A 20,092-nucleotide genomic window follows, 5' to 3' on the forward strand; every position below is an offset into this window, starting at 1 on the left:
ATTTCCCTCAATGGTTAACCGGTGACGTGCAGCGCGACCAGGATCAGGTCGATCAGTTTGATGCCGATGAACGGCACCAACAGACCGCCGACCCCATACAACCACAGGTTGCGGCGCAGCAGGGCCGCGGCGCTCATCGGTTTGTAGCTCACCCCTTTCAGCGCCAACGGGATCAGGAATACGATCACCAGAGCGTTGAAGATCACCGCCGACATGATGGCGGAGGCCGGGGAGTGCAGGTGCATCACGTTCAGCGCGTTCAGCTGCGGATAGGTGGCCGCGAACGCCGCCGGAATGATGGCGAAGTATTTGGCCACGTCGTTGGCGATGCTGAAGGTGGTCAGCGAGCCGCGCGTCATCAGCATTTGCTTGCCGATGTGTACCACTTCGATGAGCTTGGTCGGGTTGGAATCCAGATCGACCATGTTGCCCGCCTCTTTGGCGGCCTGGGTGCCGGAGTTCATCGCCACCGCCACATCGGCCTGCGCCAGCGCCGGGGCGTCGTTGGTGCCGTCGCCGGTCATCGCCACCAGGCGGCCTTCCGCCTGATACTGGCGGATCAGCGCCAGCTTGGCTTCCGGCGTGGCTTCCGACAGGAAGTCGTCCACCCCGGCTTCGGCGGCGATCGCCGCTGCGGTCAGCGGGTTATCGCCGGTGATCATCACCGTTTTGATGCCCATCTTGCGCAGCTCATTGAAGCGCTCCTTGATGCCGCCCTTGACGATATCCTTCAACGCCACCACGCCCAGCACCCGTGCGCCTTCCGCCACCACCAGCGGCGTGCCGCCGGTGCGCGCCACGCTTTCCACCAGATCGTCCACCGCCCGCGGGAAGTGCCCCTGATTGGATTCGACGTGACGGCGAATGGCATCCACTGCGCCTTTGCGGATCATGCGCTCCTGCACGTTGACGCCGCTCATGCGGGTCTGGGCGGAGAAGGGCACGAAGGTGGCGTTCAGCGCCTGCAGATCGCGTTCGCGCAGGTTGAATCGCTGTTTGGCCAACACCACGATGCTGCGGCCTTCCGGCGTTTCGTCCGCCAGCGAGGCCAGCTGCGCGGCATCCGCCAGTTCCTGTTCTTTCACGCCCGGCGCCGGCAAAAACTCCGAGGCCTGACGGTTGCCCAGCGTGATGGTGCCGGTTTTATCCAGCAGCAGCACGTCCACGTCGCCGGCGGCTTCCACCGCGCGCCCGCTGGTGGCGATCACGTTGGCGCCGAGCATGCGGCTCATCCCGGCCACGCCAATGGCGGACAGCAGGCCACCGATGGTGGTGGGGATCAGGCAGACCAGCAGCGCGACCAGCACGGTGATGGTGACCACGCTGCCGCTGCCGGCCGCTTCGACGCTGTACTGCGAGAACGGGAACAGGGTGGCGGTGGCCAGCACGAACACGATGGTCAACGCCACCAGCAGAATGGTCAGCGCGATCTCGTTCGGCGTTTTGCGGCGCTTGGCGCCCTCCACCATGGCGATCATACGATCGAGGAACGTTTCCCCCGGATTGACGCTGCACTGCACCACCAGCCAGTCGGACAGCACGCGGGTGCCGCCGGTGACCGAGGAGAAGTCGCCGCCGGACTCGCGGATCACCGGCGCGGATTCGCCGGTGATGGCGCTTTCATCCACCGAAGCGCCGCCTTCCAGCACCTCGCCGTCGCACGGGATGGTGTCGCCGGCTTCCACCAGCACGATATCGCCTTTGCGCAGGCTCTCGGCGGCCACTTTCTCCGTGGCGCCGTCACGGCGCGGGCCGGCCAGCTTTTTCGCCCAGCTGGTTTTCTTGGTGCCCTTCAGGCTTTCCGCCTGGGCCTTGCTGCGGCCTTCGGCCAGCGCTTCGGCGAAGTTGGCGAACAGCACGGTGAACCACAGCCACAGGGAGACGCTGCCGGTAAAGGCGGCGGCGCCGTCGGTCTGGCCGGTGAGGATCGCCAGCCAGATGGCGGTGGTCAGAATGCTGCCGATATACACCACGAACATCACCGGATTGCGCCATTGAACACGAGGGTCCAGTTTTTTCAGCGCATCGATCAGCGCGGTGCGCACCAGAGCCGGTTCAAACAGCGCGCGTTGTTTGCGAGTCATCTCTTATTCTCTCTCTGTGACGTCGGTTAGTTTGCCAACCAAAGTTGCAAATGCTCGGCCACCGGGCCCAGCGCCAGCGCCGGCACGAAGGTCAGCGCCCCCACCAGCAGCACGGTGCCGATCAGCAGACCGATGAACAGCGGCCCATAGGTCGGCAGGGTGCCGTTGCCCGCCGGCTGACGTTGCTTGGCGCTCAGTGAACCGGCGATCGCCAGCACCGGCAGGATCACCCCGAAGCGGCCGACGAACATGGCGAAGGCCAGCAGCAGGTTGTAGAACGGCGTATTGACGCTCAACCCGGCGAAGGCGCTGCCGTTGTTGTTGGCGGCGGAAGACAGGGCGTACAGCACTTCGCTGAAGCCGTGAGCGCCCGGGTTGAGGATGCCGGCGCGGCCCGCGTCGGTGCCGATGGCCAGCGCACTGCCCAGCAACACCAGCGTCGGCGTGACCAGGATCGCCAACGCGGTCATCTTCATGTCATAGACGTCGATTTTCTTGCCCAGGTATTCCGGGGTGCGGCCGATCATCAGACCGGCGATAAACACCGTCAGCATCACGAACAGCAGCATGCCGTACAGACCGGAGCCGACGCCGCCGAACACCACTTCACCGATCTGCATCAGCCACATCGGCACCATGCCGCCCAGCGCGGTGAAGGAGTCGTGCATGGCGTTGACCGCCCCGCAGGACGCGGCGGTGGTCACCACCGAGAACAGGCTGGTGGCGAGAATGCCGAAGCGCGACTCTTTGCCTTCCATATTGATGTTGCTGTCGGCGCCCAGCGCGCTCAGGTGCGGGTTGCCCGCCAGCTCGGCATACATCACCACCACCACCGCCACCACGAAGATCAGCGCCATCGCCCAGATCAGCGCATGGCCCTGGCGGTTTTCACCGGCCAGCTGGCCGAAGGAGAAGCACAGCGCGCAGGGGATCAGGAAGATGGCCAGCATCTGCACGAAGTTGGTCAACACGGTTGGGTTTTCGAACGGATGCGCCGAGTTGGCGCCGAAGAAGCCGCCGCCGTTGGTACCGAGCATCTTGATCGCTTCCTGCGAGGCCACCGGCCCCATCGGCAGCGTCTGCTGCGCGCCTTCCAGCGTGGTGACGTGGAGGTAAGGCAGGAAGTTTTGCAGCGTGCCCTGGCTGACGAAGAACAGGGCGATCAGCAGCGCGATCGGCAGCAGCACGTACAGCGTGATGCGGAACAGATCGGCCCAGGCGTTGCCGACGGTCTTGCCGGCGCGGCGGGTAAAGGCGCGGATCAGCGCAAAGGCCACGGCGATGCCGGTGGCGGCGGAGACGAAGTTCTGCACTGCCAGCCCGGCCATTTGGCTGAAATAACTGAGGGCGCTTTCGCCGCTGTAGGCCTGCCAGTTGGTGTTGGTGACGAAGCTGACGGCGGTGTTGAGCGCCAGATCCCAGGAGAGGCCCGGGAAGCCTTGCGGGTTGAGCGGCAGCGAGCCCTGCGTCATCAGCAAGGCGAACAGCAGCGCCAGGCCGAGCAGGTTGAACGCCAGGATCGCCAGCGCGTACTGCCACCAGTTCATCTCGGTGGCGCGAATGCCGCAGGCACGCCAGACGCCGGCTTCCACCCCGCGTAGCGCAGGCAGCGGCTCACCTTCGATCAGGCGCGCCATAAAGCCGCCCAGCGGCCGGGCCAGCAGCAGAAGCACCAGCAGGAAGCTGGCGATCAGTAAAAAGGCTGAAGCCGCCATCAGAAATCCTCCGCGTTAAACAGGGCGTAGACCAGATAGGCCAACAGCAGCAGAACCAACAGCGCACCACCAATAACGCTGAAACTCACGGGACACCTCCAGAGGTGTTGTTTTTGATAGAGGCAGTGTAGGGAGAGGGGTAGAAAGAAGATGAAAAAATCGCGCGGGCGGGTGTAAAAAAAGTATAAAAATGGCTGAAATTTCAGCGGAAATTGGGCGTTTCAGGCATCAGGCTCGCGGCGAGATTGCGCCTGATGCCTGAATGAGAACGGGCAGAGGTGGGAAATAACGAACCAGGAAATAACCACAATGTAACCCATGTTTAGTTAAAAATTAACTTGGCTGTAACAAAATTACGGATCACTGAGGTGATTAGCGATTTTTTGTGCGATTTAGTGGTCGGATGAGTAGTAAACTTTCATCAAGTGCGCTAAAATTTTGTCCAGTTACCAAATTACCGATTGTTCATTTGATACGCCGACGCCGTTTTCCCTGACAAATCAACGGCAGGCGTTTTTAAGGAGGTTCGCATGTCTACTACCTATCACGCTTATTCACTGCATCGGATTCTCCTGCGCCGCAGCGCAGTGGTCATCGCGGGCATTTTGGCCCTGCCGGTGATGCTGTTCCGCAGCGATCGCGGGCGTTTTTACAGCTACCTGCACCGCGTCTGGTCAAAAACCAGCGACAAGCCGGTCTGGCTGCAGCAGGCGGAATTGGCGTCCTGCGATTTCTACTGAGTCACTGCCGATTCACGAAAAACCCTCGCCCTGCGGCGGGGGTTTTTTTATGCCTCTGGCCGCCCCTACCCAACGTAAGGTCGTATTCGGCAAGCCGTTCTTCTACACTTTCCTCATCGGCCAACAACACGGGAGAGCGGTATGAGCGACAAGATCCCTATCGGTATCAGCGCCTGTTTACTGGGCGAGACGGTGCGTTTCGACGGCGGCCACAAGCGGCTGGCCTTTGCGGTGGAACAGTTGGCGCCCTATGTGCGCTTTGAGCCCGTTTGCCCGGAAATGGCGATCGGCCTGCCGACGCCGCGCCCGGCGCTGCGCCTGGTGAAGCAGGCTCAGCCCTGGCCGGCGATGCGTTACAGCAATGACGCGAGCGTGGATCTGACCGAGGAGATGCGCCGCTTCTCCGCACAGCGCGTGGCGGCGCTGCAGCATCTGTGCGGCTATATCGTCTGCGCCAAGTCGCCGAGCTGCGGCCTGGAGCGAGTGCGGGTCTACAGCGAAAACGGCAAGGACTCGCGTAAAAACGGCGTCGGGCTGTTTACCGCTGAACTGCTGCGTCAGATGCCGTGGCTGCCGGTGGAAGAAGACGGACGATTGCAGGATGCGGCACTGCGGGAAAACTTCATTGAACGGGTGTACGCGCTGTACGAGCTGAATATGCTGTGGCGTCAGGGGCTGACCCGCGGCGGGCTGATCGCGTTTCACAGCCGCTACAAGCTTTCACTGCTGGCGCATTCGCAGCCGGCGTATCGCGAGCTGGGGCGCTTCGTCGCCGATATTCACCGCTGGGACTCGTTGGAAGCCTTCGCTGTGGAATACCGCAGCCGCCTGATGGCGCTGTTGGCGCACAAGGCGACGCGCCGCAACCACACCAACGTGTTGATGCACGTGCAGGGCTATTTCCGCCGTCAGCTCAGCGCGGCGCAACGCCAGGAGCTGGCGCACCTGATCGACCGTTATCGGCAGGGCATGCAGCCGCTGTTGGCGCCGATCGCGCTGCTTAAACATTACATGGCGGAATACCCCGACCGCTATCTGGCGGAACAACGCTATTTCGAACCTTACCCGGAGGCGCTGCGTTTGCGTTACGGCCATTGATTGACAAGGAGTTTTATGACCACTCATCTGGTCTGGTTGCGTAACGATCTGCGTATCACCGACAACAAAGCGCTGCACGCTGCCTGCAGCGATCCCGAAGCCCGAGTGTTGGCGGTGTTTATCGCCACCCCGCAGCAGTGGCGGCAACATGAGATGGCGCCGCGGCAGGCGGCGCTGATCCATGCCAGCCTGCGGGCGGTGCAGCAGGCGCTGGCGCAAAAAGGCATTGCGTTGCATTGCCATGCCGGCACGGATTTTGCCGCTTCGATCGACTGGCTGGCGGACTATTGCCGGCGGGAGCAGGTGGATGCGCTGTTTTACAATCGCCAGTACGAACTGAATGAACGGCGACGCGATGCGTGGCTGGAGCAGCAGTTGAATGGGCGGGTAAGGTGCCACGGTTTTGATGACAGCCTGCTGTTGCCGCCGGGCAGCGTGCAAACCGGCGGCGGGGAGATGTACAAGGTCTATACGCCGTTTCGCAACGCCTTCATTCATCGCCTGACCGAGTCCGATCTCAACTGCTTGCCGGCACCGAAAACCCGTGCCGGTGGCGCGTTGCCTGCGCCTGAGGCGCCAGCGGCGTTCGATTACCCTACGGCAGACATCGGGGATGGCTATCCCGCCGGCGAGGAGGCCGCGCTGCAGCGGCTGCGCGCCTTTTGCCGCGAGCAGGTGCAGGATTACCTTCGCCAACGCGATCTGCCGGCCCTCGCCGGTACCAGCAGCCTGTCGCCCTATCTGGCGATCGGCGTGCTGTCGCCGCGCCAGTGCTTCAACCGCCTGCGTGCAGAATGCCCACAGCTGTTGGAAGATCGCGAAAGCGGCGCCTTCGCCTGGCTCAACGAGCTGATTTGGCGCGAGTTCTACCGCCATCTGCTGGTGGCCTATCCCGAGCTGTGCCGCCATCGGCCGTTTATCGCCTGGACGGACAAGGTGCGCTGGTGCGATGACGCGGAGAAACTGCAGGCCTGGCAGCGGGGCGAGACCGGTTACCCGATCGTCGATGCCGCCATGCGCCAGCTGAACGCCACCGGCTGGATGCACAACCGGCTGCGCATGATCAGCGCCAGTTTCCTGGTGAAGGACCTGCTGATCGACTGGCGGGCCGGTGAGCGTTATTTCATGTCGCAATTGCTGGACGGCGATCTGGCGGCCAACAACGGCGGCTGGCAGTGGGCGGCTTCCACCGGCACCGACGCCGCGCCGTATTTCCGCATCTTCAACCCGACAACGCAGGGTGAACGTTTTGATCCACAAGGCACTTTTATCCGTAAATGGTTGCCGGAACTGGCGGATGTGCCCGACAATGACATCCATTATCCTCACCGTTGGGCGGAAAAGCAGCCATGCGTGCTGAATTACCCGCTGCCGATCGTCGATCATAAGCAAGCCCGTCTGGAGACGCTGGCGGCGTTCGAGGCGGCGAAACGGGGAGAGTCTTGAGGCAACTGCAAGGAGCGACGCAATGATGAAAAAGGTGTTGGCCCTGTGCCTGAGCGGCTATTCCGCGCTGGCGATCGCCGGCTTTGACGTGGTGGCGCTGGGCGTCGACGGTGGCGTCAGCGACGGCAACCTGACTTCCTACCTGATCCGCAGCGACAATCAACCGCAGTATGTGGCGCTGGACGCCGGTTCGCTGCTGCCGGGCATCGCCAAAGGGCTGGAGAAGGGCAGCTTCCCGCAGGTGACGCCCGAGCTGGCCGCGCCTTATACGCCGCAGGGCTATGTGTTCCGGCAGTTGATCGGCAGCTACTTTATCAGCCACGGCCATCTGGACCACGTGGCGGGGCTGATCGTCGGCTCGCCGGAAGACAATAAAAAAACCGTTTACGCCCAGGCGGACACCGTGCTGACCTTGCGTAATCACTACTTTAACTGGAAGGCCTGGCCGAACTTTACCGACGCCGGCAACGGCGCGCGGCTGGGCACCTACCGGCTGCAAACGGTGCGGCCGCAGCAGCGGTTTACCCTCGGCCTGACCGGGTTGACCGGCGTGATGTACCCGCTCAGCCACGATCGCTACCCGTCGTCGATGCTGCTGATTTCCAACGGCAAGGAGTTCTTCGCCTATTTCGGCGATACCGGGCCGGATAAGGTGGAGCAGTCGCGCGATCTCGATACCGTCTGGCGCACGCTGGGGCCGCTTGTCGAGCAGAAAAAGCTCAAAGGCATGATTATCGAAACCTCTTATCCCAACGGGGTTGAGGACAAACATCTGTACGGCCATTTGACGCCGGCCTGGCTGCTGAAGGAGCTGAAGAACCTGACGCAGTACAGCGGCGGCGAAGGCTCGCTGAACGGTCTGCCGGTGGTCATCAGCCACATCAAGCCCAGCCTGAAGCAGGGCGAAGACGCGCGCGCCGCCATTGCGCAGCAGCTGGCGCAGGGCAACGATCTGGGGGTGAAATTCATCCTGATGGCGCAGGGCGACCGACAGACATTTTGACTATGAAGAGAGAAGAGAATGCGTAACCTCGATCTGGAACAACTGATCAACACGGAACTGAACGCTGCGGCGTTTCAGGACTACGCCCCCAACGGTTTGCAGGTAGAGGGGCGTGCGCATGTACAGCGTATCGTGACCGGCGTCACCGCCTGTCAGGCGCTGCTGGACGCCGCGGTGGCGCATCAGGCCGACGCGATTATCGTACACCACGGCTATTTCTGGAAAAACGAGGCGCCGGCGGTGCGCGGCATGAAACGCAATCGCCTGAAAACGTTGCTGACCCACGACATCAACCTGTACGGCTATCATTTGCCGCTGGACGCGCATCCGGTGCTGGGCAACAACGCGCAGCTGGCGCAGGCGTTGGGCATTCGGGTGATTGGCGAAGTCGAGCCGCTGGTGCCGCACGGCGAATTTGAACAGCCGCTGACCGGCGAAGCGCTGCAGCAGCGTATCGAAAGCCGGCTGGGGCGCGCGGTGTTGCACTGCGGCGATAACGCGCCTGAGCACATTCGCCGGGTGGCCTGGTGCACCGGCGGCGGCCAGGGCTTTATCGACAGCGCGGCGCGCTTTGGCGTCGATGCTTTTATCAGCGGTGAAGTCTCTGAGCAGACCATCCACAGCGCGCGCGAAATGGGCGTTCACTTCTTCGCCGCCGGCCACCACGCCACCGAGCGCGGCGGCGTGAAAGCGTTGGGAGAGTGGCTGGCTCAGTACCACGGCTTTGATGTGACCTTTATCGATATCCCGAATCCCGCCTGATTTCTTCTTCCCCGGATCCAGCCCGGCCTGTGCGCCGGCTGAATCCTTTTACCGCGCTATTTCCTTATTTTCCCTATGGTTGCGTTCTATTGACAGCCGGGGCCGCGTCACGCATAACTGGTGTGTTTTTCATCGCGATAATAATAAGGAGAATAAGGGTGCAACAAGCACGATGTTACCTGTTGGGTGAAAGAGCGGTGGTGCTTGAACTGTCGCCGCCGGTGACGCTGCCCAGCCAGCGGCGCATTTGGGCGTTGGCGGAAAAGCTGAATCACCATCCCGACGTGCGGGAAGTGGTGCCGGGGATGAATAACCTGACGCTGTTGCTGCATACGCCGCAGGCCGATGCCGAAGCGATGCTGGCATTGCTGCAGCAGGGGTGGGAGAGCAAAGAGAGCCTGACGCCGGAATCGCGTCAGGTGGATATTCCGGTTATCTACGGCGGGGAACAGGGCCCCGACCTGGATGAGGTGGCGCGTCATACCGGCATGACGCCGCAACAGGTGGTGGAATGCCACGCGGCGGCGGCCTATGTGGTCTATTTCCTCGGCTTTCAGCCGGGCTTCTCCTATTTGGGCGGCATGCCGGAACAACTGGCGACGCCGCGCCGCGCTGAACCGCGTCTGGCGGTGGCGGCCGGCTCCGTCGGCATCGGTGGCAGCCAGACCGGCATCTATCCGCTGGTGACGCCCGGTGGCTGGCAGCTGATTGGCCGCACGCCGCTGGCGCTGTTCAATCCGCATGAAATGCCGCCGACGTTGCTGCGCCCGGGCGATAATGTACGCTTCGTGCCACAGAAGGAGGGCGTATGCTGATTATTCTGCGTGCCGGCATCTATACCACGGTGCAGGATTTGGGCCGCGAGGGATTCCGCCGTCTGGGCATCAGCACCGGCGGAGCGCTGGATCAACCGGCGCTGAAGATAGCCAACCTGCTGGTGGGCAATACGCCGGAGGCCGCCGGGCTGGAGATCACCCTCGGCCAGTTCAGCGCCGAGTTTACCCGCTCTGGCTGGATCGCCCTGACCGGCGCCGGCTGCGACGCGCAGCTGGACGGCAAACCGCTGTGGACCGGCTGGCGCTATCCGGTGAGAAAGGGGCAGCGGCTGGCGCTGGGCACGCCGAAACGCGGCATGCGCAGCTACCTGGCGATCTCCGGCGGCATCGCCGTGCCGGAAATGCTGGGCTCGCGCAGCACCGATATGAAAGCCGCCTTTGGCGGATGCGAGGGGCGTAATCTGAAGGACGGCGACCGGTTGCCGCTCGGCAAATCTGCCGCTCAACCGCAGCATTCCTGCGGCGTGAAGCAACTGCTGTTCACCAATCGCATCCGCGCGTTGCCGGGGCCGGAGTACGCCGAATTCAGCGAAGAGGCACAGGAGACGTTCTGGCGCGCCGCCTGGCAGCTCAGCCCGCAGAGCAACCGCATGGGTTACCGTCTGCACGGCGGCACGCCGCTGGAGCGCACCACCGACCGCGAGATGCTGTCGCACGGCCTGTTGCCCGGCGTGGTGCAGGTGCCGCACAACGGCCAGCCGATCGTGCTGATGGCCGATGCGCAAACCACCGGCGGTTACCCGCGTATTGCCTGCGTGATCGAAGCCGATCTCTACCATTTGGCGCAGATCCGACTCGGCGAACCGATCCACTTCGTTCTCTGCTCACTGGCGGAGGCGCAGCGCGCCAAGGCCGAGCAGGATCTCTTCCTTCGACAGATTGCCTGGGGGTTACATGATCGTTGATTTGAACGCCGATCTCGGCGAAGGCTGCGCCAACGACCAGGCGCTGCTGCAATTGGTGAGCTCGGCCAACATCGCCTGCGGCTTCCACGCCGGCGATGCGCAGACCATGCGTCAGTCGGTGCGCTGGGCATTGGAGTACGGCGTGGCGATCGGCGCCCACCCGAGTTTTCCCGATCGGGAGAACTTCGGCCGCACCCGCATGCAGCTGCCGCCGGAAACGGTGTACTCGCAGGTGGTGTATCAGCTCGGGGCGCTGGCGGCTATCGCCCGCGCCGAGGGCGGAGTGATGGTGCACGTCAAGCCGCACGGCATGCTGTACAACCAGGCGGCGGTTGAGCCGGCGCTGGCGGAAGCGATCGCCCGGGCGGTGCAGGCGGTCGATCCGGCGCTGCGGCTGGTGGGGCTGGCCGGCAGCGAGCTGATCCGCGCCGGGGAAAAGCTCGGTCTGACCACCCGGCAGGAGGTGTTCGCCGATCGCGGCTACCAGGCCGATGGCACACTGGTGCCGCGCGGCTTGCCGGGGGCGCTTATCGAGGACGACGAGCAGGCGCTGGCGCAAACGCTGGAGATGGTGCGCCATCACCGGGTGCGCAGCGTGGATGGCGTCTGGACCGCGGTTCAGGCGGAAACCGTCTGCCTGCATGGGGATGGCGAGCATGCGCTGGCGTATGCGCGCAGGCTGCGGGACAGTTTTGTTCAGCAGGGGATCCGCGTCAGCGCGGAGCAGTAAAGCAAGACACAACATCACAAGCAAAAAACTATTAGAAAATATCGAGGGAAGACTATGGAACAGGCCGTGAATCTCTGGCCACTGATCGGCATCGCCGCTATCGTGGTCGGGTTTGTATTGCGTTTCAACCCGGTGCTGGTGGTCATCGCCGCCGGCATCATCACCGGTCTGGCGGCGCTGATGCCGCTGGACGTCATTCTGGAAAAGCTCGGCGAAGGCTTTCTCAACACCCGTAACCTGCCGCTGATCCTGCTGCTGCCGCTGGCGGTGATCGGCCTGCTGGAGCGCCACGGGTTGAAAGAGCGGGCGCAGGCGTGGATCGCCAAGATCAAAAGCGCCACCGCCGGCCGGCTGCTGATCGTGTACCTGTTCGTGCGCGAGATTACTGCGGCGATGGGCTTGACCAGCCTGGGCGGGCACCCGCAGATGGTGCGGCCACTGCTGGCGCCGATGGCGGAAGGGGCGACGGAAAACCGCTACGGCGAGCTGCCGGAGCGCACTCGCCACCGCCTGCGCGCCATGTCGGCCGCCACCGACAACGTCGGGCTGTTCTTCGGCGAAGATATCTTCGTGGCCTTCGGCGCGATCATCTTCATGCACAACTTTATGCTGGAGTCCGGCGGCATTCAGACCGAGCCATTGCATATCGCGCTGTGGGGCATTCCGACCGCCATTTTCGCTTTCCTGATCCACGCTTTCCGGCTGTATCGGATGGATAAACAGCTGAGCGCCGAGCTGGCGCAGCTGAATCAGGCGGCGCTGCAGGCGAAGGGGGAAGCACGATGAACTTCCAGCAACAATATCTCTACTGGCTGGCCGGCGCGGTGCTGCTGATTGTGGCGGTGATGTCCTTCCGCGATCGCGCCAACCCGCGCCGCATCACCACCGGGCTATTTTGGGGGCTGTACGGCCTGGTGTTCCTGGTCGGCGACTGGACTTACCGCCTGCTGGGCGATGTGCTCGGCGAAGGCAGCAACGAGAAACGCATGCTGCACATCATCGTTGGCGTGGTGGTGGTGGTGATGGCCCTGATCGCCGGCTTCGGCGGCGTGCGCCTCGGCAGCTATCATCAGCGAACGCCGCAGGAGCGCGAGGCCAGCGCCAAGCGGTTGGGCAACAGGCTGTTTATCCCCGCCCTGGCGATCCCGGTGGTGACGGTGATCGGCGTGCTGCTGTTCAACAACATTCCGGCGTTGCAAAGCGCAGTGTTCGGCAGCGGTAACCACGCGACGCTGATCACGCTGTTCTCGATGACCGTCGGCTGCCTGATTGGCCTGGCGATCGCGGTGAAAATGACCCATGAGAAGGCGTTGCAGCCGGTGCAGGAAGCGCGGCGCCTGCTGGATTCGATCGGCTGGGCGTTCATTCTGCCGCAGATCCTCGCCACGCTGGGCCTGCTGTTTACCGTCGCCGGCGTCGGCACCGCGATCTCGCATTTAACCCAGGAGTATCTGGCGGTGGATAACCGCTTTATCGCCGTGGCGGTCTACGCTATCGGTATGGCGGTGCTGACCATGGTGATGGGCAACGCCTTCGCCGCGTTCCCGATCGTCACCGCCGGCATCGGCATTCCGATCCTGGTGCTGCAACACGGCGGCAACCCGGCGGTGATGGCGGCGATCGGCATGTTCTCCGGCTATTGCGGCACCCTGATGACGCCGATGGCGGCGAACTTCAACATTGTGCCGGCGGCGCTGCTGGAGCTGCCGGACAAGAATGCGGTGATCAAGGCGCAGGTGCCGACCGGCGTGCTGCTACTGTTGGTTAACGTGTTCCTGCTGTATTTCCTGATGTTCCTGTAGGAGTAAGGATGCAAAAAGTATTAATTACCGGCTTCGAGCCGTTTGGCGGTGAGCGCCTCAACCCTTCCTGGGAAGTGGTGAAGCAGCTCAACGATCTGGAACTGGTCGGTACGCGCATTGTGGCGCGCCAGCTGCCGTGCGTGTTCGGTGCGGCGCTGGAGGCGCTCAACGCGGCGATCGATGAGGTGCAGCCTCTGATGGTGTTGGCTGTCGGCCAGGCCGGCGGCCGCACCGATATCACGATTGAGCGGGTGGCGATCAACGTCGACGATGCGCGCATTCCCGACAATCAGGGGCAGCAGCCGGTGGACGAGCCGATCGTCGCCGGCGGCCCGGCGGCCTATTTCAGCACTTTGCCGATCAAGGCGATGGTCAGTTCGATGCGCGAGGCCGGCATTCCGGCCTCCGTTTCGCAGACCGCCGGCACCTACGTGTGCAACCATGTCATGTATGGCTTGTTGCACCGGCTGAGCGGCCAGCGCGAGGTGAAGGGTGGGTTTATTCATATCCCGTACCTGCCGGAACAGGCGGCGGCGCACCCCGGCGCGCCGAGCATGGCGGCCTCGACGGTGCTGTTTGCGCTGGAGCTGGCCGTTTCCATCGCTTTGCAGGTGGAGCACGATCTGAAAGTGGCGGGCGGTGCAACGCATTAAGCCTGATAATCCCCGGCGCATCGGGCTGCGCCGGGTCTATGTAAGGAGTGGTCTATGCCGGAAGGACCGGAGATTCGCCGGGCGGCGGACAAACTGGCGGCGGCGGTGATCGATCAGCCGCTGACCGCCGTCGATTTCGCTTTTCCTCAGCTGAAACATTATCGCCAGCGTTTGCTCGGCGAGCGCATCGTCGCCATCGAGCCGCGCGGCAAGGCGCTGTTGACCCACTTTTCCAACGGGCTGACGATGTACAGCCATAACCAGCTGTACGGCGTGTGGAAAGTGGCGGCGGCGGGGGAGACGCCGGAGACCAAGCGCGATCTGCGGGTGCGGCTGGAAACCGCCCACCGCGCGATATTGCTCTACAGCGCTTCCGATATTACCGTCGGGCCGCGCGAGGAAATAGAGCAACACCCGTTTTTGCAACGCATCGGCCCCGATGTGTTGGACATGTCGCTGACGGTAGACGATGTGGCGGAGCGGTTGCTGACGCCGCGTTTCCGTCGCAGGCAACTGAGCGGCATGCTGCTCGATCAGGCGTTTCTTGCCGGATTGGGCAACTATCTGCGCGCCGAAATCCTGTGGCAGGCCGAACTGGCGCCGCAGCACAAACCGCAGGATCTGACGCCAGAGGCGCTGCGCCACCTGGCGGAGGCATTGCTGGCGGTGCCGCGCCTTTCCTACCAGACGCGCGGGCAGGCGGATGACAACCGTCATCACGGCGCGCTGTTTCGCTTCAAGGTGTTTCATCGCAGCGGCGAGCCGTGCGAACGCTGCGGTGGGATGATCGTGCGTACCGACCTGTCATCGCGGCCGTTCTATTGGTGCCCGGGCTGCCAGAAATAGCCAAAAAAAACGCCGCCCGAAAGGGCGGCGCTGTACGTTTCAGCCGGGAAGGCGGCTTACTTGTTTTTCAGCTGGGATTTGAAATCACGCTCGGCATAGCCGGTGTACAGCTGACGCGGACGGGCAATTTTGATGCCTTCGTCGTGCATTTCGTTCCAGTGGGCGATCCAGCCGATGGTGCGCGCGATGGCGAAGATCACGGTGAACATGGAAGAAGGAATGCCCATCGCCTTCAGGATGATGCCGGAGTAGAAGTCGACGTTCGGGTACAGTTTCTTCTCGATGAAGTACGGGTCGTTCAGCGCGATGTGTTCCAGCTCCATCGCTACCTGCAGCAGGTTGTCGTCCTTCTTGTTCAGCTCTTTCAGCACTTCGTGACAGGTTTCGCGCATCACGGTGGCGCGCGGATCGTAATTCTTGTACACGCGGTGGCCGAAGCCCATCAGGCGGAAGGAGTCGTTCTTGTCCTTGGCGCGCTTGATAAACTCTGGAATGTGCTCGACGGTCTTGATCTCTTCCAGCATTTTCAGCGCCGCTTCGTTGGCGCCGCCGTGCGCCGGTCCCCACAGGGAGGCGATGCCGGCCGCGATGCAGGCGAACGGGTTGGCGCCGGAAGAGCCGGCGGTACGCACGGTCGAGGTGGAGGCGTTCTGTTCATGGTCGGCGTGCAGGATCAGGATGCGATCCATGGCGCGCTCCAGCACCGGGTTCACCACGTACTCTTCGCACGGGGTGGCGAACATCATGTGCAGGAAGTTGCCGGCATAGGACAGATCGTTGCGCGGGTAAACGAACGGCTGGCCCAGGGAGTATTTGTAGCACATCGCCGCCACGGTCGGCATTTTGGACAGCAGACGGAACGCGGTGATTTCACGGTGACGCTCGTTGTTGACGTCCAGCGCATCGTGGTAGAACGCCGCCAGCGCACCGGTCACGCCGCACAGCACCGCCATCGGGTGCGAGTCGCGACGGAAGCCACGGAACAGATGGGTGATCTGGTCGTGGATCATGGTGTGGCGGGTCACGGTGGTCTTGAAGGTTTCGAATTCTTCCGGCGTTGGAGTCTCGCCGTACAGCAGGATGTAGCACACTTCCAGGTAGGAAGATTCTTTCGCCAGCTGCTCGATAGGGAAGCCGCGGTGCAGCAGCACGCCTTTGTCGCCGTCGATGAAGGTAATCTTGGATTCGCAAGAAGCGGTGGAGGTAAAGCCGGGATCAAATGTGAAATAACCTTTGGAACCCAGAGCGCGGACATCGAGGACATCGGGGCCCAGTGTCGGTGTTAATACGCCCAGTTCGATCGGAGCTTCGCTGTCATTAATGGTTAGCGTCGCTTTCTTATCAGTCATTTACTGTCTCCTTAGCGCCTTATTTTAAAAATCACTAACAACTGAAATACCTTAAATCTCTGCAGGTTGCCCGCAAAAAAATGGTGCGGACGCTAACTCTGTGAGCGACTGCGCAACTGTGCGCGGGTAGGGTACAGAGTGCTGACCAGGCGAACGAGACGGGTGACCAGTTGTTAACGATTCATAGTAATTCGTTATAGTCTGTTAATCTTACCTATGAGCTGTTCGAAGAGATGTGAACCTATCCCAATAATCTGTTTTTATGTGCTTTATTTGCTTTTGACGCCGGCAAACTCGAGCGGGAAACAACGGCTATTGGGATAGGTTCGCCAAATACACTGTTGCATAACTCGAACCCGGGAGGAAGTGTATCTGCTGACCCATAGCGCATCATAGGACCGTTTGTGCCCCTATATGTAATGGAAATGTTGATCTCTTGTCAAATCAGATAATTAATTTTGCACTAATTGTGAAATCCGTGATCTGAATCACTGTTCGGGGGAAATGTTATCAAAGCGGTTGTATGAGAATTGTAATCAGAATGTGATCCTCCTATACTGCCGCCAGGTCTCCGGATTACCCTGAAGTAGGAGCACCCAGCGTTATAAATGCGCGCCGTTTGAGCACAGAGGATGTTGATGTTTGAGCGCGTGACGTGTAAGGGTTTTAGGCTCTTAACGCTGTCTGATCCCCGCCCAGGCCCGGAGGAAGGAAAATAATAAGAGCTGTGTGGGCAAATACGTGAAAAAACAACGACCTGTCAACTTGGATCTGCAAACGATCCGGTTCCCCGTAACTGCGATAGCGTCTATCTTACACCGAGTCTCTGGCGTAATTACCTTCGTTGCCGTGGGTATCCTCCTCTGGCTGCTGGGCCTGTCACTCTCTTCCCAAGAGGGGTTCCTGCAGGCGGCCGCCATCATGAATAGCTTCATCGTCAAATTCATATTCTGGGGCATCCTCACGGCGCTGGCCTATCACATTTGCGGTGGCATCCGTCACTTGTTAATGGATTTTGGCTATATCGAAGAGAGTTTGGCCGCCGGCACCCGTTCCGCCCAGGTGGCGATCGGTCTGACCGTCGTGCTGTCAGTTCTGGCTGGAGTCCTCGTATGGTAAACAACGTTTCTGCATTAGGGCGCAATGGCGTGCACGATTGGCTGCTGCTGCGCGCTTCCGCTATCATCATTACCCTGTACGTCCTGTATATCCTGGGCTTTTTCGTCACGGCTCCGGAACTCACTTATGACATCTGGCGCGGTTTCTTCGCCACTTCCATTACGAAAGTGTTCACTCTGCTGACCTTGCTGTCGATTCTGGTGCACGCCTGGATCGGGCTGTGGCAGGTGCTGACGGACTACGTCAAGCCGCTGGCGGTTCGCCTGGTGTTGCAGCTGGCTGTCGTGGTCGCGTTGCTGGTCTATTTACTGTACGGAACAATCGTAGTGTGGGGTGCTTAAATGAAACTGCCAGTCAGAGAGTTTGATGCCGTCGTAATCGGCGCCGGCGGTGCGGGCATGCGTGCCGCGCTGCAAATTTCCCAAGCGGGCTCGACCTGTGCCCTGCTGTCCAAAGTTTTCCCGACCCGTTCCCATACCGTGTCTGCACAGGGCGGCATCACCGTCGCGCTGGGCAACAGCCACGAGGACAACTGGGAATGGCATATGTACGACACGGTGAAAGGTTCCGACTATATCGGTGACCAGGACGCCATCGAATATATGTGTAAAACCGGCCCGGAAGCGATTCTGGAACTGGAACACATGGGTCTGCCGTTCTCTCGTCTGGACGACGGTCGCATCTATCAGCGCCCGTTCGGCGGCCAGTCGCTGAACTTCGGCGGCGAGCAGGCGGCGCGTACCGCAGCCGCAGCCGACCGTACCGGCCATGCGCTGCTGCACACCCTGTACCAACAGAACCTGAAAAACCACACCACTATCTTCTCCGAGTGGTATGCGCTTGATCTGGTGAAAAACCAGGACGGCGCGGTGGTCGGCACCACGGCTATCTGCATCGAAACCGGTGAAGTGGTTTACTTCAAAGCCAAGGCCACCGTGTTGGCGACCGGCGGCGCAGGCCGTATTTACCAGTCCACCACCAACGCCCACATCAACACCGGCGACGGTGTCGGCATGGCGCTGCGCGCCGGCGTGCCGGTACAGGACATGGAAATGTGGCAGTTCCACCCGACCGGCATCGCCGGCGCGGGCGTGCTGGTGACCGAGGGTTGCCGCGGCGAAGGCGGTTACCTGCTGAACAAACACGGCGAGCGCTTCATGGAGCGTTATGCGCCGAATGCCAAAGATCTGGCGGGCCGCGACGTGGTTGCCCGTTCGATCATGATCGAAATCCGCGAAGGCCGCGGCTGTGACGGTCCTTGGGGCCCGCACGCCAAGCTGAAGCTGGATCACCTGGGTAAAGAGGTGCTGGAATCCCGTCTGCCGGGCATTCTGGAACTGTCCCGCACCTTCGCGCACGTCGATCCGGTGAAAGAGCCGATCCCGGTTATCCCAACCTGTCACTATATGATGGGCGGCATTCCGACCAAGGTGACCGGCCAGGCGCTGACCGTGAACGAGAAAGGCGAAGACGTGGTGATCCCGGGGCTGTTCGCCGTGGGCGAAATCGCCTGCGTATCGGTGCACGGCGCCAACCGTCTGGGCGGCAACTCGCTGCTCGACCTGGTGGTGTTCGGCCGTTCCGCCGGTATGCACCTGCAGGAATCGCTGGAAGAGCAGGGCGTGAGCCGTGACGCCAGCGACTCCGACGTGGAAGCCTCGCTGGACCGTCTGAACCGTTGGAACAACACCCGTTCCGGCGAAGACCCGGTTGAAATTCGCAAAGCGCTGCAGTCTTGCATGCAGCACAACTTCTCGGTATTCCGCGAAGGCGATGCGATGGCCAAGGGCCTGGAAGAACTGAAAGTGATCCGTGAACGACTGAAGAACGCACGCCTGGACGATACCTCCAGCGAGTTCAACACCCAGCGCATCGAGTGTCTGGAGTTGGATAACCTGATGGAGACTGCGTATTCCACCGCCGTGTCGGCCAACTTCCGTACCGAGAGCCGTGGCGCACACAGCCGCTTCGACTACCCGGAACGCGATGACGCCAACTGGCTGTGCCATTCGCTGTATCTGCCGCAATCGGAAAGCATGACGCGCCGCGAAGTGAACATGCAACCGAAGCTGCGCCCGGCATTCCCGCCGAAAGTGCGTTCTTACTAATTGCGGAGATCGACAGATGAAACTCGAATTTTCCATTTATCGCTACAATCCGGATGTCGACGACGCCCCGCACATGCAGGACTACACCCTGGAAGCGGAAGAAGGCCGTGACATGATGCTGCTGGATGCGTTGATCCAGCTGAAAGAAAAAGACCCGACCCTGTCGTTCCGTCGCTCATGCCGCGAAGGCGTGTGCGGTTCCGACGGCCTGAACATGAACGGTAAAAACGGCCTGGCGTGCATCACCCCGGTTTCGTCGCTGCGTAAAGGCAACGGCAAGATCGTGATCCGTCCGCTGCCGGGCCTGCCGGTGGTGCGCGATCTGGTGGTGGATATGGGCCAGTTCTATACCCAGTATGAAAAGATCAAGCCTTACCTGCTGAACGACGGCAAGAACCCGCCGGCGCGCGAGCACTTGCAGTCGCCGGAGCAGCGCGCCAAGCTGGACGGTCTGTACGAGTGCATTCTGTGCGCCTGCTGCTCGACCTCTTGCCCATCGTTCTGGTGGAACCCGGACAAGTTCATCGGCCCGGCCGGTCTGCTGGCGGCGTATCGCTTCCTGATCGACAGCCGTGACACGGAAACGCAAGAACGTTTAGATGATCTGGACGACGCTTTTAGTGTTTTCCGCTGCCATAGCATTATGAATTGTGTCAGTGTATGTCCTAAAGGCTTGAACCCGACGCGTGCTATCGGGCATATCAAGTCCATGCTGCTGCAACGCGGCGCATAAACGGAATGAGATGCTGCGCCGGGCTCTTTTCCGGCGCACGTCCCATAGGGGAGGGAACCTCTAAAAACTGACCCGCGGCTGCGGCGCTATGCAGCCTGGTTCTTCCGCCGGTTTTTAGAGGTTCCTTGTAAGGGACCGCAAGGTCCATAACAGAACGTATCGG

20 protein-coding genes are annotated in these 20,092 nt (G+C 61.5%); 16 read left to right on the top strand and 4 right to left on the bottom strand.

Features of this window, described 5'->3' with window-relative positions; genetic code table 11:
- Window positions 1-14: 14 nt before the first annotated feature.
- Genes kdpB through ATE40_RS02810 form a run of 3 tightly spaced genes read right to left on the bottom strand, consistent with a single transcriptional unit; the run spans window position 15 to window position 3,888 of the window.
- The gene (gene kdpB / locus ATE40_RS02800; RefSeq protein WP_063918901.1) at window positions 15-2,084 is read right to left on the bottom strand and encodes a potassium-transporting ATPase subunit KdpB; all 2,070 of its coding nucleotides are present in this window, start codon (window positions 2,082-2,084) and stop codon (window positions 15-17) included.
- A 26-nt stretch (window positions 2,085-2,110) separates the two neighbouring features.
- The gene (gene kdpA / locus ATE40_RS02805; RefSeq protein WP_019454047.1) at window positions 2,111-3,799 is read right to left on the bottom strand and encodes a potassium-transporting ATPase subunit KdpA; all 1,689 of its coding nucleotides are present in this window, start codon (window positions 3,797-3,799) and stop codon (window positions 2,111-2,113) included.
- Entirely contained in the window at window positions 3,799-3,888 is a 90-nt protein-coding gene (locus ATE40_RS02810) for a K(+)-transporting ATPase subunit F (protein ID WP_016928742.1), read from the bottom strand. The genes kdpA and ATE40_RS02810 overlap by 1 nt, the downstream gene beginning before the upstream one ends.
- A gap of 441 nt (window positions 3,889-4,329) precedes the next feature.
- Between ATE40_RS02810 and ATE40_RS02815 the strand changes: the two genes are divergently transcribed.
- From ATE40_RS02815 to nei, 12 genes are all read left to right on the top strand, one after another.
- Complete coding sequence (locus ATE40_RS02815; RefSeq protein ID WP_004939916.1) at window positions 4,330-4,539, top strand: YbfA family protein; 210 nt, start codon at window positions 4,330-4,332, stop codon at window positions 4,537-4,539.
- Between the two features lie 141 nt (window positions 4,540-4,680).
- A complete protein-coding gene (locus tag ATE40_RS02820; protein WP_063918902.1) occupies window positions 4,681-5,637 on the top strand; it encodes a YbgA family protein in 957 nt (318 codons plus the stop codon).
- A gap of 15 nt (window positions 5,638-5,652) precedes the next feature.
- Window positions 5,653-7,083 carry a deoxyribodipyrimidine photo-lyase gene (phrB, locus tag ATE40_RS02825; protein WP_063918903.1) on the top strand — a complete coding sequence of 477 codons (1,431 nt, stop codon included), beginning with the start codon at window positions 5,653-5,655 and terminating at the stop codon, window positions 7,081-7,083.
- A gap of 22 nt (window positions 7,084-7,105) precedes the next feature.
- The gene (locus tag ATE40_RS02830; RefSeq protein WP_063918904.1) at window positions 7,106-8,086 is read left to right on the top strand and encodes an MBL fold metallo-hydrolase; all 981 of its coding nucleotides are present in this window, start codon (window positions 7,106-7,108) and stop codon (window positions 8,084-8,086) included.
- A gap of 18 nt (window positions 8,087-8,104) precedes the next feature.
- On the top strand, window positions 8,105-8,848 hold the full coding sequence (locus tag ATE40_RS02835) for a type 2 GTP cyclohydrolase I (RefSeq protein WP_063918905.1): 744 nt from the start codon (window positions 8,105-8,107) through the stop codon (window positions 8,846-8,848).
- Window positions 8,849-9,006: 158 nt separating this feature from the next.
- Window positions 9,007-9,663, top strand: coding sequence for a 5-oxoprolinase subunit PxpB (gene pxpB / locus ATE40_RS02840; protein ID WP_156785398.1), 657 nt, complete (start codon window positions 9,007-9,009; stop codon window positions 9,661-9,663).
- Window positions 9,657-10,589 carry a 5-oxoprolinase subunit PxpC gene (gene pxpC / locus ATE40_RS02845; RefSeq protein ID WP_063918906.1) on the top strand — a complete coding sequence of 311 codons (933 nt, stop codon included), beginning with the start codon at window positions 9,657-9,659 and terminating at the stop codon, window positions 10,587-10,589. The genes pxpB and pxpC overlap by 7 nt, the downstream gene beginning before the upstream one ends.
- Window positions 10,579-11,319, top strand: a complete 741-nt coding sequence (gene pxpA / locus ATE40_RS02850) for a 5-oxoprolinase subunit PxpA (RefSeq protein ID WP_063918907.1) — start codon at window positions 10,579-10,581, stop codon at window positions 11,317-11,319. The genes pxpC and pxpA overlap by 11 nt, the downstream gene beginning before the upstream one ends.
- A gap of 54 nt (window positions 11,320-11,373) precedes the next feature.
- Complete coding sequence (locus tag ATE40_RS02855; protein ID WP_016928734.1) at window positions 11,374-12,105, top strand: DUF969 domain-containing protein; 732 nt, start codon at window positions 11,374-11,376, stop codon at window positions 12,103-12,105.
- Window positions 12,102-13,121: a DUF979 domain-containing protein gene (locus ATE40_RS02860; RefSeq protein WP_019454039.1), complete on the top strand. Its 1,020-nt coding sequence runs from the start codon at window positions 12,102-12,104 to the stop codon at window positions 13,119-13,121. The genes ATE40_RS02855 and ATE40_RS02860 overlap by 4 nt, the downstream gene beginning before the upstream one ends.
- A gap of 8 nt (window positions 13,122-13,129) precedes the next feature.
- Window positions 13,130-13,774 (top strand): pyroglutamyl-peptidase I, encoded by a 645-nt coding sequence (gene pcp, locus ATE40_RS02865; protein ID WP_019454038.1) that lies wholly within the window; start codon window positions 13,130-13,132, stop codon window positions 13,772-13,774.
- A gap of 54 nt (window positions 13,775-13,828) precedes the next feature.
- Window positions 13,829-14,620 (top strand): endonuclease VIII, encoded by a 792-nt coding sequence (gene nei / locus ATE40_RS02870; RefSeq protein ID WP_063918908.1) that lies wholly within the window; start codon window positions 13,829-13,831, stop codon window positions 14,618-14,620.
- 56 nt (window positions 14,621-14,676) lie between these two features.
- On the opposite strand, the gene ATE40_RS02875 is transcribed toward nei, so the two are convergent.
- A complete protein-coding gene (locus ATE40_RS02875) occupies window positions 14,677-15,969 on the bottom strand; it encodes a citrate synthase (RefSeq protein ID WP_016928730.1) in 1,293 nt (430 codons plus the stop codon).
- A gap of 729 nt (window positions 15,970-16,698) precedes the next feature.
- On the opposite strand from ATE40_RS02875, the gene sdhC reads away from it, so the two are divergent.
- The 4 genes from sdhC to ATE40_RS02895 are packed head-to-tail and all read left to right on the top strand — an operon-like array spanning window position 16,699 to window position 19,929.
- Window positions 16,699-17,088, top strand: a complete 390-nt coding sequence (gene sdhC, locus ATE40_RS02880) for a succinate dehydrogenase cytochrome b556 subunit (RefSeq protein ID WP_004939893.1) — start codon at window positions 16,699-16,701, stop codon at window positions 17,086-17,088.
- A complete protein-coding gene (sdhD, locus tag ATE40_RS02885) occupies window positions 17,082-17,429 on the top strand; it encodes a succinate dehydrogenase membrane anchor subunit (RefSeq protein WP_004939891.1) in 348 nt (115 codons plus the stop codon). Before sdhC ends, sdhD begins: the two co-directional genes overlap by 7 nt.
- Complete coding sequence (sdhA, locus tag ATE40_RS02890) at window positions 17,430-19,196, top strand: succinate dehydrogenase flavoprotein subunit (protein ID WP_015376974.1); 1,767 nt, start codon at window positions 17,430-17,432, stop codon at window positions 19,194-19,196.
- Between the two features lie 16 nt (window positions 19,197-19,212).
- Window positions 19,213-19,929: a succinate dehydrogenase iron-sulfur subunit gene (locus ATE40_RS02895; RefSeq protein WP_015376975.1), complete on the top strand. Its 717-nt coding sequence runs from the start codon at window positions 19,213-19,215 to the stop codon at window positions 19,927-19,929.
- The last annotated feature ends 163 nt before the right edge of the window (window positions 19,930-20,092 follow it).

The sequence above is a fragment of the Serratia surfactantfaciens genome, assembly GCF_001642805.2.
Classification (GTDB): Bacteria; Pseudomonadota; Gammaproteobacteria; order Enterobacterales; family Enterobacteriaceae; genus Serratia; species Serratia surfactantfaciens.